Source organism: Streptomyces sp. NPDC056738 (genome assembly GCF_042790435.1).
In the GTDB taxonomy this organism is placed as follows: domain Bacteria; phylum Actinomycetota; class Actinomycetes; order Streptomycetales; family Streptomycetaceae; genus Streptomyces.
In genome coordinates this window covers 8,613-24,963 of record NZ_JBHTZF010000010.1, presented here as the reverse complement: position 1 = coordinate 24,963, position 16,351 = coordinate 8,613, and the positions used below count along the sequence as shown (strand labels likewise).

Sequence of the window (16,351 nt, the reverse complement as noted above, 5' to 3'; positions counted from 1 at the left end):
CCCGGCGGACCGGGACCGAGGGTCGCGGGGGGAAGCCGCGACGGTCACTCCCTCCCCATGGCAGTATCTGGGCACTATGAATGCGTCGCCGGCGGTACGGAGTCTGCGCGCCGCGGTGTTCGCCGTACTGTGCGTGCTGCTGGCCGCCGGGGGGCACGCCCTCGCCACCGGCCAGGCGCCGCCGCTCCGCGCCGAGGGCGCGGGACTCCTCGCCGTCTTCGCCGCCGGCTGCGCGCTCGGCGGCCGCGAACGGTCCCTGTCCGGGATAGGCGCCGCCATGCTCGTCGCGCAGGCCGGCCTCCACCTCGGCTTCGAGGCCGCCCGGCCGCGCATGACGATGAACATGCACGGGATGCACATGGCGCACCCGGCCGCACACGCCCTGACCCCGCACGCCACGGCCGCGCACGTCGCCGCCGCCCTGCTGGCGACGTGGTGGCTGCGGCGCGGCGAGGCGGCCCTGTGGTCCCTGCTGCGCCGTGCCGCGACACTCGTGCCGGGACTCGCCGCGTGGTGGAGGTCGAGGACGGGTCCGCCCCCGGTGCGGCCGTACGAGGGTGCCGTGGGCCGGACCCCCGCCGAACCGTGGCCGCTCGGCCGGGCGCTGCTGCGTCACGCCGTCACGCGCCGGGGACCGCCGGCCGGGCTCGCCCTCACGACCTGACCACGTTCCCCCTCAGTACGGAGTTCCCCGGATGTCCCCGATCAGCACCACTCTGCGCCGCACCGGCACCGTCGCCGCCCTCGCCACCGCGGGCGTCCTGGCCGCCGCCGGCGCGGCCTTCGCGCATGTCACGGTCCACCCCGAGAGCTATGCCAAGGGAGCCACGGACGGCCTCCTGAGCTTCCGCGTCCCCAACGAGGAGGACACCGCCAGCACCACCAAGGTGCAGATCTTCCTGCCCACCGACCACCCGGTCGTGGGCGTCCTGGTCACCCCGCAGGCGGGCTGGACCGCGAAGGCGACGACCGTGAAGCTGAAGAAGCCCGTCAAGACGGACGACGGCACGATCACGGACGCCGTCTCCGAGATCACCTGGACCGGAGGCCGGATCCGCCACGGCGAGTTCCAGGACTTCCAGGTCGCCTTCGGTCAGCTCCCGGACGACGTCGACCAGTTGACCTTCAAGACGCTGCAGACCTACTCGGACGGCAAGGTGGTCCGCTGGATCGAGCAGGCGCAGAAGGGCGGGGACGAGCCGGAGAGCCCGGCTCCGGTGCTGGCCCTCACCGCCGAGGGCGCGGCCGAGAAGCCGGCCTCGACCGGGACCGGGGCCTCCGGCTCCGACGCGTCGTCCCCGTCCTCGTCCTCTTCGTCCTCGGGCGCCGAGGAGTCGACCGCGAGCGCCAAGAGCAGTGACTCCACCGCGCGCGCCCTGGGCACCGCGGGCCTGATCGTCGGCGTCCTCGGTCTGCTCGCGGCCGCGTTCGCCGTCGTACGCGTCCGCAACGCCCGTTCCTAGCCCTGCCGCTGTCGCCGCCCCGTCAACTCACGTCGGCGGGGCGGCGGCGACACTGCGGGGCGGCGGCGACTTCTCGTGCGTGTCCGCACCGTCGCGTCGTCCGCGCGGCGGGCGGGCGAGTCTTCGCCGACACGCGTCAGACAGGCCCTAGGCCTGCGGCGGGGTCTGCTTCCTGCCGAGGAGCACCATCACGGCACCGCCGATCACGACGAGACCGATGGCCGCGCCCGCGATGACGGGAGTCAGTCCGGAGCCGCCGGTCTCGGCGAGGTCGGTGCCCCCGCCGGAACCACCCACCGACGCCGGGCTCGGCTCGCTCAGCGTCTGGGTCGAGAGGTCGCTCGCCGTGCCCTGGGTCTTGCAGTCCAGCACGCCCTTGAACCGCTTCCCGCCGCCGTCTGCGCCGCCGATCGTGAAGTCGTAGACCTGGTCCTCCTGCAGCGGGATGGTGAGGGTCTCGGATATCCCGGCCGCGACCGTGTGCTCGTCGCCCATCAGCTCGAACGTGAACGCCGCGTCGCCCTTGTTCGCCACCGTGATGTCCACACCGCCCTTGGCGCAGTTCTTCTGGGCGGACAGGGCGGGTATCGCACCCTTGGCGGCCCAGTTCGCGCTCGCCGTCGCGGAGACCGTGGACTCGCTGGAGCCGGCGAGGATCTGCGTCTGACTGCGGGTCTCCGAGGTGAAGGCACGGCCGACCGGCACGGTCGTCGAAGCCTGCACGGTGAGCGAGGTGGAACCGTCCGCGCCGTCCTCGGGCACGTCGAAGTAGATCCGGCTGCCGTCCGTCGCGGAAGTGACCGGCCTGCCGTCCTTGTCGACGACCCTCACCCCGGCGGCGGCGATACCCGTGGGCGGGGTCACCGTCACACTGCCCGCGTTGGTGTGCACCGTGACCGGGCCGAGCCGCTCACCGGGCCGGCCGGACACCGCGGCCGGCGTGAGCGTCAGTGAGGCCGCGGGCTCCGGCAGGCTCCGCGCGTTCTTCTCCAGGTAGTCCGCGAGCTTCTCCGCCTGCGGGTCCGCGGCGTCCACGTCGGCGCCGTCCGAGTACCGCCAGATCGCCACTTGGGTGCCGGCCGCCGCGTCCTGCTCGGTCAGACCGGAGACACCGGCCTTCTCGGCCAGTGCCGCCAGGTCGTTCACCTGCGGGTAGGAGTTCTCGAGGATCCAGCGGATCCGGCCCGCGTCCTTGTTGCCGCTCAGCGACGTGCCGTTCCAGGAGGTCTCCTGATAACGGGCGTCGCGCTGGGTCGGGTTGTGGAGGTCGATGCAATAGGTCTGCAGCATGCCGCCGTTCTCGACGGTCATCTCGAACAGCCCGGCCGAGACCCAGGAGTCCTCGCCGTTCTCGTGGATGACCGCGGAACCGTACGTCTTCAGGTCGCCTATCGTGGCGCTCGCTCCGGCCTGGCTCTGCGGTATCTCCTCGGCGTCGGCCGTGCCGGCGGCGGCGACCGTCCCCGCGGCGGCGAGCCCCCACACGAGGGCCGCTGCGGCGAGACGGGCTGCCCCTCGCCCGCGTGCTGACAACACAGAGAACGCAGAAGACACAGAATTCCCCTTCGCGCAGGACCCTTTGACATGGGGGACGGTCCCGCCAGCAGAATCAGAAGCCCCGAGAGCTGTGTTCGGCATCCTAAAGAAGCGCCGCATCGCTCTTCCCGGTCATGTCGTCCGACAACAGATCTGACTCGGAATCGTTATCGCGATCGCTTCCGTGAACTGCGACTATCGACAAAGCTATAAGGGCTGTTCGCCATGTATTTGTCGATAAGCCGCAGTTCGGTCGGATCGATCACTCCGCTGACATCACGTCACCCCGGCCGGTTCCGGACGCGGTTGGGTCGCGCCATCCGGCGGGGTGTCGGGGACCGATTCCCAACTGGGTTCGGGGCGCTGCGCCGCGGTCGGCTCACCCTCCTTGGACGGACGCCGGAAGGCCGACGTGCCGCGTGAGAGGTCGTGGCCGATCGCCACCGCGTCGATGTCCGCCGACGTCCAGCTCTGCCCGTCGCGCGTCTCGGTGCGCACCTTCAGCCTGCCCTGCACGATGACCGGATCGCCCACCGAGACCGAGGCGCCCACGTTCGTCGCGAGCGCGCGATGGGCCCACACCGTGAAGAAGTTGGTGTGCCCGTCCGTCCACCCGCTCTTCTCGCGGTCCCAGTACCGCGAGGTCACCGCCAGCCGGAACCGCGCCGACGCGCCGTTCGCCAGATCCCGGTACACGGGCTGTGTCGCCACGTTGCCCACCGCGCACACCATCGTCTCGTTCATCGTCAAGCCCTCCCGTACGGATGCGTCTGCCGTGGCGACCGCATGCGCTGCGATCGCCGCGAGATCAGACTGCCTCCGCCGGGCCGGGCGCGCTGGGCCCTGTGGGCCGCCGGGCGGTTGTGGAAAACCGCGTCACCCGAGCGGGTGGCCCTGGACGGTCGTCCGACGGGTGGCCCGAGCGGGCCATCTGACGGGGTGCCCGGTCAGGTCACTCGACGCCGGGGTAACCCCGGGCAGGCCACCCGCCGGCGTATCCGGTCAGGTCACACGACGGCCGGGGCGCCCGGAGCATGCCACCCGACGGCTGGGGTATCCCGAGCAGGCCCCCGGTGCGGTATCCCGCGCAGGCCATTCGGCGGCGTACGGGACCAGGCCACCCGACGGGGTACGGGACCAGGCCACCCGACGGGATGGCCCGGGTCGGCCGCCCGAGGGGGCCCGGGTCGGCCGCCCGAGGGGGTAGCCCGGGTTGACCAGCGGACGGGATGGCCCGGGTCGGCCACCCGAGGGGGTAGCCGGGGTCGGCCGCGCGAGCGGATGGCCGGGTCGGCCGCCCGACCGGCTCACCCGACGGCGGCACCCACCGTCGCCGTCCCCGCCGTCCCCGCCGGCACCGTTCCGACGACCCGCCCGTACTGCTCCCGCACCTCGCGGTACCGCAGCAGTTCCGCCGCCACGGGATCCAGCACCCGGGCCCTGCCGCACGCCGCGGCCGCCTCGCGCAATCGTCTCTCCGCCTCCAGGCCGTAGCGCCGGGCCGGCCCGCGGGCCGCCATTCTGCTGGCCCACTCCACGGCCGGGCCGCCGACGATGCCCGACACCATCAGCAGCACCGGGACCCCGAGGTTCGGCGCCATGACCCCGATGATCTGGCCCACCAGCCAGAGCCCGCCGATGACCTGAACGATCGTCATCGCCGCCTGCGCCAGCACCGCGACGGGCCACCAGCCGGGACGCGGCGGCCGTCCGGCCGGTGCCGTCGCCCGCGCCGCCATGTCGTCCAGCGCCTCCGGAAGCCCCTGCGCGCCCCGTACGGCCGCCTCGCGCACCGCCTGCGCCCAGGGCGCGGGAAGCCCGTACGCGGCCCGTTCGGCGACCGTCCGCACCGCCTGCTCGACCCGCTGGCGGGCGGTGGCCTCCTCGTCCGCGGGAGCGCGCACGGGCAGCCGCCCGGTCGGGGGTTCGCGCCGCTCCAGGTACCAGCGCCACAGCCGCAGCCAGGGGGTGCCGCAGGCGCGGTTGGCGTTGCGGCGCCAGGACCGTTCGGCGGCCTCGCCGGTCGCCACGGCGCCGACCGCGTCCGCGAGCCGGTCCGCGAACTCGTCCCGCGCCTCCTCGCTGAGCCCGACCCGCCGTCCCGTCGCGTAGATGGGGCGCAGCCGCGCCGCGGCCGCGTCGAGGTCGGCCGAGATCCGCCGCGCGGCCGCGCCCCGGTCCGCCACGAACTGGCCGAGACACTCCCGCAGCTCGGGGACCCCGGTGCCGGTGAGCGCGGACAGCGACAGGACGGTCGCGCCCGGTTCCCCGTACTCGCCGAGCGCGACGCCGTCCTCGTCCAGCAGCCGCCGCAGATCGTCGAGCACCTGGTCGGCGGCCTCTCCGGGGAGCCGGTCCACCTGGTTGAGGACCACGAAGGTGACCTCGGCGTGCCCGGCGAGCGGCCGCAGATAGCGCTCGTGGAGCACGGCGTCGGCGTACTTCTCCGGATCCACCACCCAGATGACGGCGTCGACCAGCCGGAGGACCCGGTCCACCTGCTCGCGGTGCTGGACGGCCGCCGAGTCGTGGTCGGGCAGGTCGATCAGGACCAGGCCGCGGAGCTGTGCCTCCGCCTCGGCGCTCTGCAACGGGCGTCTGCGCAGCCGCCCGGGGATGCCGAGCCGGTCGATGAGGGTGGCCGCGCCGTCGCTCCAGGTGCAGGCGATCGGCGCCGAGGTGGTCGGCCTGCGGACGCCGGTCTCCGAGATCGCCACGCCCGCGAGCGCGTTGAAGAGCTGGGACTTGCCGCTGCCGGTGGCGCCGGCGATGGCGACGACGGTGTGTTCCCCGGAGAGTCTGCGGCGGGCCGCCGCCTCGTCCAGGACCCGGCCCGCCTCGGCGAGCGTTCCGCTGTCGAGCCGGGCGCGGGACAGTCCCACCAGTTCGCGGAGCGCGTCCAGGCGCGAGCGCAGCGGCCCGTCGTACGCGAGGGGGGCGGGCACCGCCGGGACGGCTGTCCTGGTCTCCGCCAACGGCGTCTGGTACCGGGCCGGGGCCGCCTCCGTCACGCGCCGCGCGATGAGGCCGTCGTCCCAGACGGGGCCGTCCTCCGAGCGTGCCGGGTCGTCGCCCTCCCCACGCGCGGGGGGCTCCGCTCCGGAGGAGGCGTCCCGAGAGGCGCCCTGTCCGCTCGTACCGTCGCTCCGTGCGGTCCGTACGCCGCCACCCGCCCGGTCGTCCCCGGTGGCCGCCCCGGTGGCCTCTCCGGCGCCTTCCAGGGACCGGGCACCGGAAGGGGCCGCACGGTCCGCGCCGTTCAGACCGTTCACGCCGTTCACGCCGTTCACGCCGTCCGCACCCTCCGCGCGGTCGGTGTGCTTGTCGTCCGAGGCGACCGCCTGGGAGGGGGTGATTTCGCGGGAGGCGGCGTTGTCGCGGGAGGTGGCGTTCTCGCCCACGCCGTCCCCGGAGTGGCCCTCGGCGGGACGGCCGTCCTCCGGCCGCCCGTCTCCGGGACGCCCGACTCCGGGTCCCCCGTCCCCGGGGCCTCCGTCTCCGGTCCCCCCGTCCCCGGGACGATCGGCTTGATCCGTGTGGTCAGTGACGGCAGTCACCGCGGTCACCTCTCCTTCTGCAGTACGGACAGCGCGGCGATGAGTTCGGCCTGGGGTTCCGGATGGACGTCGAGCGCTTCGAGGGGCGCGAGCCGGCGCTCGCGTTCGGTCTGCAGTGCCCTGTCGACGAGGTCCGTGAGCAGCCGGCCGCCCTTGTCGCGCAGCCGCAGCGCGCCGTGGGCCCCGATCCGCTCGGCCAGTCCCTCGCCCGCGTTGCGCGCCCTGCGGCCGCCCAGGAGCGCGGTGGCGACCAGCGCGGCGACGACCGCGGAGTCCGGCGCGACGCTCTTGTCGAGATCGCGCACCTCGTCCTCGGCGTACTCCTCCAGGACGCGCCGCCAGCGCCGTACGGCCATGCCGATCCGGTGCTCCGCGCTCTCCAGCGCCGGATCACGGTCCGTCAGCCCCTGTGCGGCCGAGGCCGGTTCACGGCGCCAGGCGTCGTCCACGCGTTCGTCGGCGGCCGTGACGGAACACAGCAGCAGGGCCGACAGGCTCTCGACGAGCGCGTCGAGCAGTTCCTCGGCGGTGCAGTCGAGGGGGTAGGCGCGCCAGCGCTTGAGCGCGTCCCCGGAGAGCACGGCTCCGGCCTGCAGGCGTCCCTTCGCGCGTGCGTGCTCGCTGTCGTACGCCCCGTCGACCGCGGCGGTGAGCCGGGTCGCGGCGGCGTACTGTGCGGCGGTGGCACTGGCCAGTTCCGGCATCCGCGCCTTCAGCGAGTCGAGGACACCATGGGCGGTACGGGCCATGGCCCCGTGACGGGCTCCCGGGTCCTGGACCTGGTGGGTGAGCCACGTACGCAGCGGGGCGACGGCCGTGGCCGGCAGCAGACCTCCGCCCCAGGCGGACTCGGGCAGCTCGGGCACGGTGAAGCGGGGTGCCTCGCCGAGCCCGGCCTTGGTGAGCAGCGCGCCGTACTGCCGGGAGACCTCGGACAGCACCTGGTGCGGCACCCGGTCCAGGACCGTCACCAGGGTGGCCTTCTGCTCCTTGGCGGTACGCAGCAGATGCCAGGGCACGGCGTCCGCGTACCGCGCGGCCGTCGTGACCATCACCCAGATGTCGGCGGCGCAGATCAGTTCGGCGGCCAGTACCCGGTTTTCGGCCACCAGGGAGTCGACGTCGGGCGCGTCGAGGAGGGCGAGGCCGCGGGGGAGCGTGTCGGCGGTTTCGATCCGCAGCACGCGCTCGCCGCGTTCGGTGGTGGCGGGGAGATCGTCGCCGGGCTCCCGATGGGGCATCCACACGCGCGTGAGCTGGGGCAGCACGCGCATTCCGCTGAACCAGTGATGGTCCTCCGGATGGCACACCAGCACCGGGGTACGGGTCGTCGGGCGCAGGACGCCCGCTTCGCTGACCCGGCGCCCCACAAGGGAGTTGACGAGGGTGGACTTGCCGGCACCGGTGGACCCTCCGATGACGGCGAGAAGGGGTGCTTCGGGTTCTCTCAACCGGGGCACCAAATAGTCGTCGAGCTGTGCGAGCAGTTCGTCGCGGTTGGCACGCGCGCGTGGAGCCCCTGCCAGGGGCAGCGGAAAGCGTGCGGCGGCGACACGGTCGCGCAGGGCGGAAAGTGCGTCGAGCAGCTGAGGCCGTACGTCCAAGGTCACCACATGCGAAGAATGCCCAATTTTGGAGTCTTTCTGAAGCATATGGGTATGTCTGCGCGCCGACAGGACACACGGGGCGGAAGGGATGACTGGGGCGCAGGCATAACGAGTGCACAACACCCGATGCGCGAGGCGCCAAAAGCGGTGCACGATTCGTACCCGCCTGCGATTATCAGGACCGCTTCACGCAACCTCCACATCGAGCCACGGAGGCGAAGCGCGAGGGACAGGGATGTGGGAGCCCTATCCTTGTCCCCGGCAAGGTCACGGATCCGCCCACACCCGGGCACCAGGACACAGGCCGACACAACCGGCCCCCGTAGCTCAGTGGATAGAGCAGGCGCCTTCTAAGCGCTTGGCCGCAGGTTCGAGTCCTGCCGGGGGCGCCAGTCTCCGCCCTCCCCTTCGGGAGGGCTTTTTGCTGGTCGAAGCAGGGTTCACTCGATACGGCGAGGCCCCGAACACCTTCTCGATGATCAAGGGATGGGTCCGGGGCCGTACGGCTGTGACCCGGCTTTCGCGGGTGGCCGTCGTACCGGAGCCCACCTTCTGGGGCACGTGGTGGTCCGCTATCCGGCGGGCCGGGAAGATTCCTGTTGGCTTTGAGAGAACGATTCGAGCCAGAGGAGCGGGGTGGCTTCAGCGTCGCTGTTGCCGCCCGGACTCGGACCGGCACGTAGCCAGTTGCAACCGGGTGCCCAGAGAGTCCGGGTGATCGGCGCCAAGGATGCGCACGCGGTCGGTGAGGATCCGTTCCAGCAACTCGGCGGCCTCGGTGTGTCTGCCCAGGCGGTGCAGAGCGTCCGCGAGACTGTTTCCACTGGTCAACGTGTGCGGGTGGTCCGGGCCGAGGGTGCGGGTGCGATCTCTGAGCACGGCCTGGTGCAGTTCTGCGGCGCGGGCCGGATCGCCGCCACGGTTGACCGCGGCGGCGAGGTTGTCGCGGCTCGTGAGCGTTAGGGGATGGTCCGAGCCCAGTACACGGGTGCATTCGGCGATGTTCTGGGTGTGGAGCGTGATCGCCGCGGAGGCGTCACCAAGCCGGCCGAATGACTTGGCCAGATTGTCGCGGCTGGTCAGGGTCAGGAGGTGATCCTCCCCAAGGAGCCTGGTGCGGTCTGTGAGCACCTGAGCGTGCAGGGTGGCGGCCTCGGCATACTGGCCGCGGAGGTTCAGTACGTATCCAACATTGTTGCGGCTCGTGAGCGTATCGGGATGCTCTGGACCCAACACGCGCATCCGGTCGGCAAGGTTCTGGCGATGGATACTCTCCGACCGTTCGTACCAACCGAGGCAGTGAAGGCTGTTGGCGAAGTGGTTGCGGGCAGTGAAGGTGTCGGGGTGATGGTCGCCGAGAGACTCGACGTGATGGTCGAGAACGGCCTGCCGCAGACTGAGCTGGAGGGCGTAGCTTCCGGCGTCGCCCAGCACATCCGCCAGCGTGTTGAGCGCGGCGCAGGCGTCCTCGGCTGGGACGAGACCTGGATGGTCGAGAAGAAGAGGCAGATGCGGGGCGAGCAACCGTGCGGCGTTCCAGCCCGCCGTGCCGACGATCCTGAGCGCCGCAACCTCGCCACGCAGGGCGTTGACCGTTGCTTGTTCGTAGTGTTGGAGACGGTCCGGTTCGTCGGCGGTCACAGTCAGCGCGGTGATCTCGCGGACGAGTGGGTGGAGGGTGACGCTGCGCCCGGCGTAAGGCCCGGCGCCGGATGGGTGCCGCTGTTCTGCCGGTACGCCGAGCAAGCCGTAGCGCTCGAGGCCGGCCAAGGCCTGGTCGACGGCGGCCTGGCCGACGGGCTGACGGAGGGCCGTAGTGAGAAGCTCCGGTGTAATGATGGCCAGTGGCACTGGTGCCTGGGCGAACAGTGCCAGTTGGCGGAGTAGCGGACGGGCCAGCGGAATGCCTTCTCGGTCGAGTTGATCCAGCGAGACCTCCCAGGTGCGCCGGACGGTGGACCTGGAGGCGTTCGGATCATCGGGGCGTGGGTGATCGGCTCCCACCAACGCAGTCAACTCCTCTTCCAGCGCGCTTTGATAAGCGGCGAAGCCACGGTGTCTGCTGGTGGATCCAGTCACGTAGGACCCGGCTGCCTGCAGGGCGAGCGGCAGCCCGCCGAGCCGGGAAGCAAGAGCTTCAGCCTCGGCTGCCGTACCGCCACCAGGTGCGTTGTCCAGCAGGACCCTGCCGCCCGCCGCGACGTCCAGCGGCTCGACCCGTATCAGTTCTGCGGCAGGTCCCCAGGTGGTGGATGACGTGTCACGGCTGGTGACGAGGAACAGACCGCGCCCGTAGGGACGGACCCAACTGCGGTAGTCGGCGACACGCTCGCCTTCGAGGCTGATCTGTTCGGCCTCGTCGAGGTTGTCGACGATTAGTAACCACTTTTTCTTTCCGGCGAGTTGGCGCCACACGGTGTCGGGCAGATTGTCGCTGCCGGATTGTGCCGCGCTGATCGCGCTGCGCGGCAGACCGCAGCCAACTGCTGTTTGGACGAAGTCGTCCGAGAGGATCTCCGGACCGCGCCAGCGAATCCAGAACACCGCGTACCCGTCGCGGCGGGCCTGCTCGGCAAGTGCTGCTGCAAGCGTTGTCTTGCCCATGCCTCCTGCCCCGCACACCACAGCGAACCGGCCGTGGGGATTTTTGAGCAGAGCCATGAGGCGGGCGAGTTCCCGCTCGCGCCCGTGCACGTGCTCAAGGACCACGTGCGGCGGGTGCAGTGAACCGGTCCGGGCACCGGATGCCAATCCGCTGCTGTCCTCGGCCGGAACCTCCAGTCGACGGCTCGCGGTGGCCAGGACCGCGCTCAAAACGCTGAGCAATCCGAAAATCGTCCAGACCACCCAGGGGTGGCCGGCCCATTCCGGCACCGCAGCGCCTGCACGCTCGGCAACGGTCCCCATCACCACCGCGACAAAGGCTCCCAGTCCGGTGATGGCGGCACCTGCTCCGGCACGTGTCCGCACCGCTCGGCTGCGCCGCACGCCCAACCCCCTGAGAGCACCGCTTGTCCGGACGACTCAGCGCATCCGTAGAGAGAACGGTTCCATGGCCCAGCCGACCTGTCGAGGCCCAGTGAGCCGGCACCTCCAGGGGCTGATCGCGGGACTCCAATAGGTGTTGCTGCGTAGGGCAGTTCTATTCCCCAAGGAGCTCCCCACCCAGCCACACCATCGACTGGTCGCGGGCCCGAGCAGAGGCTGCCGTTGATGACGTTCGGACGAGGCCGAATCGCCCGCTGCTCGAATCTGGCACTGGTCGGAGCCCGAGGCGAGATCCGGAAATGCGATCGTGTCGATGGCGTCGACGCAAAGCGGTTCGAGCCAAAGCGCACGCGAGACTGCGGCGACATGACCATTCGCGCGCTTGAATCTGCGGCGCCCCGGCGACATCCCGCGCGGGCTGATTTGAGAGTCGCCGCTTCGTGGTCCGGCGGAACATTTCGCAGGCGGCCGCCGATCACCTCGGTGAGTCCGGCGGTGTCACCTCAGTGTGTGGGACGTCCTGCCCGAGGCCGCGTCGATCTCGTCGTGGGCCTTGGTCAGCAGTTGCATGGCGAGCTCGTTCAGGGCCCGCGCGCCCGCGACCTCCTCGCCGACCCTGGGCTGGTTCGAGTCGGAGGGGTGGCGGCTGGCGTATCCGTGGGCCCGTACCTCGCTGCCGTCGGGAAGCCGCAGCAGGGCGGCCGCGCGCGTGCGGTGGTCGTCCTCCTGGAATTCCAGCTCGACGTGCCAGCCGACCGTGGTCCGTGCCTCCATCGCTGTCATCTGTGTCATAGCGATCACCTCCGAAGCAGCCGCCCCCGGCGAATCCCCTAAGAAAAGTGTGCTCCTCCGGCCGTCCTGGCACGAGGCGGGGGCGCGCGGGGTCACGGAGGGTCACAGGGGGCGGCGCGCCCGTGGCTGTGGGGACCGCGGCCGTGGCTGTGGGGCGACCGCGGCCGTCGTCCGGCCGTCGCGTCCGGCGTCGAGCCCCGCGGGCGGGCTCAGGCGTTCGCGCGACCAGGGTCGGGCGTCCGTACGTCGGAGGTCGCGTGCCGGCCGGGACGGGCTCAGGCGTCGGCGGCCTTGTCCGGTACGGGGCCGACGGTCAGCAGCGGCCGGTAGTGGCCCTTCGGGTAGGGCTCACCGATGAGTTGGTCCTCGGCTTCCACCCAGGCGTGGGCGGCGAAGGGCTGAGTGCGCACACCGGTGCACCAGGTCGGCCAGGTGCCCCGGAACCGGCAGAGCAGGGCGGTGGCGATGGAGCGTTGCAGGCAGTGCTGGCCGGCGCAGCGCAGGCTGACCGACACCACCGCCTGCCGTGCGGCGAGGGCATCGTCGGCACCGGCGGGCCTGGCGCCGCGGCGGCAGAGTTCCAGGATCCGGCGCAGCCGTGCGGGCCTGACGGTGGAAAGGGGACGTGCGAGGGCGACGGCCAGCAGGGGCAGTACCCGTCGGTGCGGAGGCAGCCGCCGCCGTTCGGCCAGGGTGACGGGGACGCTCATGAGGTCACCACCAGGCCGGCGGCGTTCAACTGGTCCAGGATGGCGTGGACGTCGTGTTCGGCCTGCTCGGACCCGATCCTGTGGCGCTGGACGAGTTCGGCCGCGACGTCGTCGGGCGTGCCGCCGTCGAGCAGCCCGCGCAGCACGCTCGTACCGGTCGTGTTGAGCTGGAAGTAGCGGCCCGTGCGCAGGTGCAGCAGGACGGCGCCGCCGTCGGTGTCGGTCGTGACCACGTCAGGGTGCAGGTGCAGGGGCATCGGGTTCCACAGTCTGTGCGACGGGGCGGGTGGTGGCGGTCCGTGCCGCGGGTCGGGTTGCGGCACGCAGCCAGAGTTCGCAGCCGAGCAGGGCTTCGAGCGCGAAGACGGCGGTGAGGTCACGCTGGGGCGCCAGGAGGCGGCGACGGAGGGCGTCGATGTCGACGAGCCCGCGCTCGGCCAGCGCGGAGTCGCCGAAGAGGCTCAGGATCGCGGGAAGGTTCTCGGTGAGCCCGTGGCGCAGGTCCTGGCCGAATTCGCCCTTGGTGGCGCGGCCCAGGATCGCCGGCGGCACGACGCCGTGCATCGCCGTGGCCAGCAGCGGCTTGTAGGACCGCGGATCGGCCTGGTCGTGGGTCCGTACCCGGAGGACGGCGTCGATCACGCGCTGGTCGTAGTAGGGCAGGTCCAGGTGCACTCCGGCGTCGGCGAAGAGCCGCGCCATGAGCCGGTAGTGGGCCGCGGTGGTGCGGACCGCGAGCAGGGTCTGGTGCTGGCCGAGATCCTCGCTCAGTGGCCGGGCCCGCCGCGCGGTGTCTCTCAGTGCCTGGCGGACCAGGTCGCGGCCCGCCGGGGTGATCCAGTCCGGGACCTGTACGGCGTGCAGGCCCCAGCCCATGGCCGGTGCCCGCGGCGGGCGGGGCGCGCCGAGGCCGTCCGCCTGGGCCTGCCACCAGTCGGCCACGTTTCCCGGGCGCAGCATGCCCGCGAGGGCCGGGCCCAGCGGCCAGCGCTTGAGCGCCCGGTTCTGGCGGAGCCGTCGGAGCGCGAGCACCGGGTGGCGTCGCAGCAACGGGGCGAGGTGGCCCGGGGCGGGCGCGAACAGTTCGTCCCCGCCGTGGCCCGCCAGATGCCGGCGGGATCCGCGGTGGGCCAGCAGTCGCGCGTTGTGGTGCAACCGGGCGAGCGCGCGGACGGTGACCATGGGCTGTTCGGGATCGGTCGGTACGCCTTCGAGGTCGAAGATCGAGGGGAGCTCGCGCTGGGTGACCACCAGGTGTTCGGCCCGGTCCAGGGCCTTGATCGACAGGCCGGCGAAGTCGGCGTCGTCATTGGCCGTGTCGGCCTCGGCCCAGCGCAGCGTCAGCAGTTCCGGTGTGTGGCGGGCGGCCAGGAAGCACAGGGACGTCGAATCCATTCCGCCGGACAGGTCGGCACTCACGGGTCCGCGGAGCGGCGCGCCGTCCCCCACCGCCGCGGCGAGTGCCTCGCGTACGCCGACCGCGCCGTCGCTCAGGCCCAGTCGCGGCGCGGGAGGGTTCCACCACACGCGCTCCTCGGCCCGGTCCCGGGTCCACACCAGGCAGCGTTCCGGGGCCAGGGACGAGATTCCCGACCACAGGCACCGCTCGTTCAGCGGAGGTGGCAGGGCGAGGCCGCCGGCCATCCGTACGGCCAGGGACTCCTCGTCGATCGCGGCGCCGAGCGTCTCGGCCAGTACATCGGCCCGGTCTGACGCCAGATCGACGCCGTCGAGACGGGCGTGGAAGATCCGGCTCAGCCCGCTGACGCTGCCCTGCGCACGTACCCGGCCGCCCGTCGAGACCACCAGGTGAGCCGTGCCGGGCAGCAGTGGTATCAGGCCGTCCACGTCGGCGACGGTGGTGATCGAGGCCGCCAGTTCCGACAGCCGTTCCGTACCGAACGGGCAGTCGCCGATCACCGCCACCCGCACCGGGCCGGCCGTGGCCACCGTGATCCGGTCGTCCGTCCAGGAACCCACCAGCCACGGCCGGCCCGACACGTGCGACACCGCGCGCGGCGAGGCGAGCGCCGTACGCGCCCGCATCGCCGCGGCGGCTGCCGTGTCCGGCAAGATCACGAACGGCATCGTCGATCAGGTGTAGAGACCGAAGATCGAGTCGAGGTGCCACCCGCCGAAGCCGAGCGTGTCCTCGCTGAACTCACCGACCTCGATCAGCATCGGAGCGACGTACGGCTCGTCTGTCTGCTCTTCCACGGAACCTCCCTGGTGAATGTCAACTGGCCTGACGACACTAGGAGTTAGTCGGACAGCGATCAACGATCGCGGCGATCATCCCGGCGTCGGCCGTCGATCTTCGGCCGATCTGACGCGCCCGTCCGGAACGGGGTGAAGCGGGCTGGAGCCCGTCCAATCGGGCCGGAGCGCGACCACCCGGCCGGGGTGCGTCCAGCCGGGCCGGGGTGAAGCGGGGCGGTGGGGCGGCGACGGTGGCGAGGTCGGCGGTGGCCCGGCCGTCGGCGCGGCCGAGCGGCAGCGCCTCGGCGCCCGGCCTTGTCCACTGCCACCCGACCGCGGCCTCGAAGTGACCGAAAAGGACAGTCTCTGATCGAAATCGCTTGAGTCTCGGCCGCCGGGCCGTCTGGGTCTCCCCGCCGACGGCCCGGCGCCTCGGGTCAGTTGGTGAAGTAGAGGTACTTCCAGGAGCTGTAGGTGGTGGAGTTGACGGTGTCGCCGGAGGAGTCGTTGACGTAGGCCGACCGGATCCGGACGCGCAGGCCCGCCTCGTCGGAGGAGCCGAGGTCGATGACGCTCTTGCCGTCGGCGCCCAGCGCGTAGTACTCCTCGAAACCGCGGTGCCACTGGCCCTGGACGTAGACGTCGACGTCCAGCCGGTGGTGGCGGCCCGGGTAGTAGCTCATCGTGGTGGTGAACAGCGGGCCGACGTTCTTGCGGAACCAGTAGTACGTCTCCGAGCTCCCGCCGACCTTGCCCGTCTTGTAGTGCTTCGTGACCGAGGTGGAGACGCTCACCTGCGCGTACGCGGTGACCTTGACCGACTTCGGGGCGGTGCGGGCGTCACCGGCGAAGACCGCGGTGACCGTGGTGTCCCGCTTCATGTCCACCACGGCGGAGACGTTCCCGCTGGAGTTGACGGTCGCCCTCTTCACCAGGACGTCGGGCTTGTCCGAGCCGAAGGGGTTGGCCCAGATCTCCACCGTGCGGTTCTTGTAGGTGGTGCCCAGGTGCGCGGTGAAGGTGACGTCCTTGTCGTACGAGTACACCGTGCCGTTGTTGTTCAGGCTCAGCGTGGTCGCGTTCCGGGAGACGGCCACGGTGTCGGAGCCCGACCCCGCGCCGTGGGTCGCGTCGCCCGCGTAGGAGACGGTGTACTTCACGGCGCCGCCGGCGGGCGGGGTGTCGGTGAAGGAGAAGGTGCCGTCGGCCTTGGTCTTCACCGAGGCCAGCGCCTTGCCCGACGGCGACTCCAGGTCCGTCCGCTTCACCGTGAGCACCGTGCCGGCCGGCAGCGCGTCGGTGTTCGCGACCTTGCCGGTGACGGTCAGAGGCTTGGCGCGGGTGGCCGTGGCGGGCGCGCTCACCGTCACCGTGGTCGCGGTCCGGGAGACGGCCACCGTGTCGGAGCCCGACGCGGCGCCGTGGGTGGTGTCGCCCGCGTAGGAGACGGTGTACTTCGCGTCGCCTTCGACGGGTGGGGTGTCGGTGAAGGTGAAGGT

Annotated in this window: 12 protein-coding genes, 1 tRNA gene and 1 pseudogene; 3 read left to right on the top strand and 11 right to left on the bottom strand. The window is 71.7% G+C overall.

Translation table 11 applies throughout. From position 1 onward, the window contains the following. The first annotated feature begins 76 nt into the window (after positions 1-76). Positions 77-664, top strand: coding sequence for a hypothetical protein (locus ACFRIC_RS25315; RefSeq protein WP_382789687.1), 588 nt, complete (start codon positions 77-79; stop codon positions 662-664). A 31-nt stretch (positions 665-695) separates the two neighbouring features. Continuing rightward, positions 696-1,463, top strand: a complete 768-nt coding sequence (locus tag ACFRIC_RS25310) for a YcnI family protein (RefSeq protein WP_382789684.1) — start codon at positions 696-698, stop codon at positions 1,461-1,463. Positions 1,464-1,610: 147 nt separating this feature from the next. Here ACFRIC_RS25310 and ACFRIC_RS25305 read toward each other — a convergent pair whose 3' ends face one another. From ACFRIC_RS25305 to ACFRIC_RS25290, 4 genes are all read right to left on the bottom strand, one after another. Continuing rightward, on the bottom strand, positions 1,611-3,101 hold the full coding sequence (locus tag ACFRIC_RS25305) for a Cys-Gln thioester bond-forming surface protein (RefSeq protein WP_382789682.1): 1,491 nt from the start codon (positions 3,099-3,101) through the stop codon (positions 1,611-1,613). A 174-nt stretch (positions 3,102-3,275) separates the two neighbouring features. Continuing rightward, positions 3,276-3,743, bottom strand: coding sequence for a single-stranded DNA-binding protein (locus ACFRIC_RS25300; RefSeq protein ID WP_382789679.1), 468 nt, complete (start codon positions 3,741-3,743; stop codon positions 3,276-3,278). A 563-nt stretch (positions 3,744-4,306) separates the two neighbouring features. Then, a complete protein-coding gene (locus tag ACFRIC_RS25295) occupies positions 4,307-6,400 on the bottom strand; it encodes a GTPase (protein ID WP_382789676.1) in 2,094 nt (697 codons plus the stop codon). A 161-nt stretch (positions 6,401-6,561) separates the two neighbouring features. Then, complete coding sequence (locus ACFRIC_RS25290; RefSeq protein ID WP_382789673.1) at positions 6,562-8,169, bottom strand: dynamin family protein; 1,608 nt, start codon at positions 8,167-8,169, stop codon at positions 6,562-6,564. A gap of 310 nt (positions 8,170-8,479) precedes the next feature. Here ACFRIC_RS25290 and ACFRIC_RS25285 point away from each other — a divergent pair. Then, positions 8,480-8,555 (top strand) — tRNA-Arg (locus ACFRIC_RS25285). 250 nt (positions 8,556-8,805) lie between these two features. On the opposite strand, the gene ACFRIC_RS25280 is transcribed toward ACFRIC_RS25285, so the two are convergent. The 7 genes and pseudogenes from ACFRIC_RS25280 to ACFRIC_RS25250 all read right to left on the bottom strand — a co-directional run. Further along, positions 8,806-11,151 carry a tetratricopeptide repeat protein gene (locus ACFRIC_RS25280; protein ID WP_382789670.1) on the bottom strand — a complete coding sequence of 782 codons (2,346 nt, stop codon included), beginning with the start codon at positions 11,149-11,151 and terminating at the stop codon, positions 8,806-8,808. A gap of 498 nt (positions 11,152-11,649) precedes the next feature. Beyond that, on the bottom strand, positions 11,650-11,934 hold the full coding sequence (locus tag ACFRIC_RS25275) for a DUF1876 domain-containing protein (RefSeq protein WP_382790438.1): 285 nt from the start codon (positions 11,932-11,934) through the stop codon (positions 11,650-11,652). 284 nt (positions 11,935-12,218) lie between these two features. Then, positions 12,219-12,653: a lasso peptide biosynthesis B2 protein gene (locus tag ACFRIC_RS25270; RefSeq protein ID WP_382789667.1), complete on the bottom strand. Its 435-nt coding sequence runs from the start codon at positions 12,651-12,653 to the stop codon at positions 12,219-12,221. Next, positions 12,650-12,910: a lasso peptide biosynthesis PqqD family chaperone gene (locus tag ACFRIC_RS25265; RefSeq protein WP_382789664.1), complete on the bottom strand. Its 261-nt coding sequence runs from the start codon at positions 12,908-12,910 to the stop codon at positions 12,650-12,652. Before ACFRIC_RS25265 ends, ACFRIC_RS25270 begins: the two co-directional genes overlap by 4 nt. Next, positions 12,888-14,741, bottom strand: coding sequence for an asparagine synthase-related protein (locus ACFRIC_RS25260; protein WP_382789661.1), 1,854 nt, complete (start codon positions 14,739-14,741; stop codon positions 12,888-12,890). The genes ACFRIC_RS25265 and ACFRIC_RS25260 overlap by 23 nt, the downstream gene beginning before the upstream one ends. Positions 14,742-14,747: 6 nt before the next feature. Continuing rightward, positions 14,748-14,870 (bottom strand): lasso RiPP family leader peptide-containing protein, encoded by a 123-nt coding sequence (locus ACFRIC_RS25255; RefSeq protein WP_382789658.1) that lies wholly within the window; start codon positions 14,868-14,870, stop codon positions 14,748-14,750. 419 nt (positions 14,871-15,289) lie between these two features. Continuing rightward, positions 15,290-16,351: pseudogene (locus tag ACFRIC_RS25250) on the bottom strand (Ig-like domain repeat protein); the annotation flags it as partial.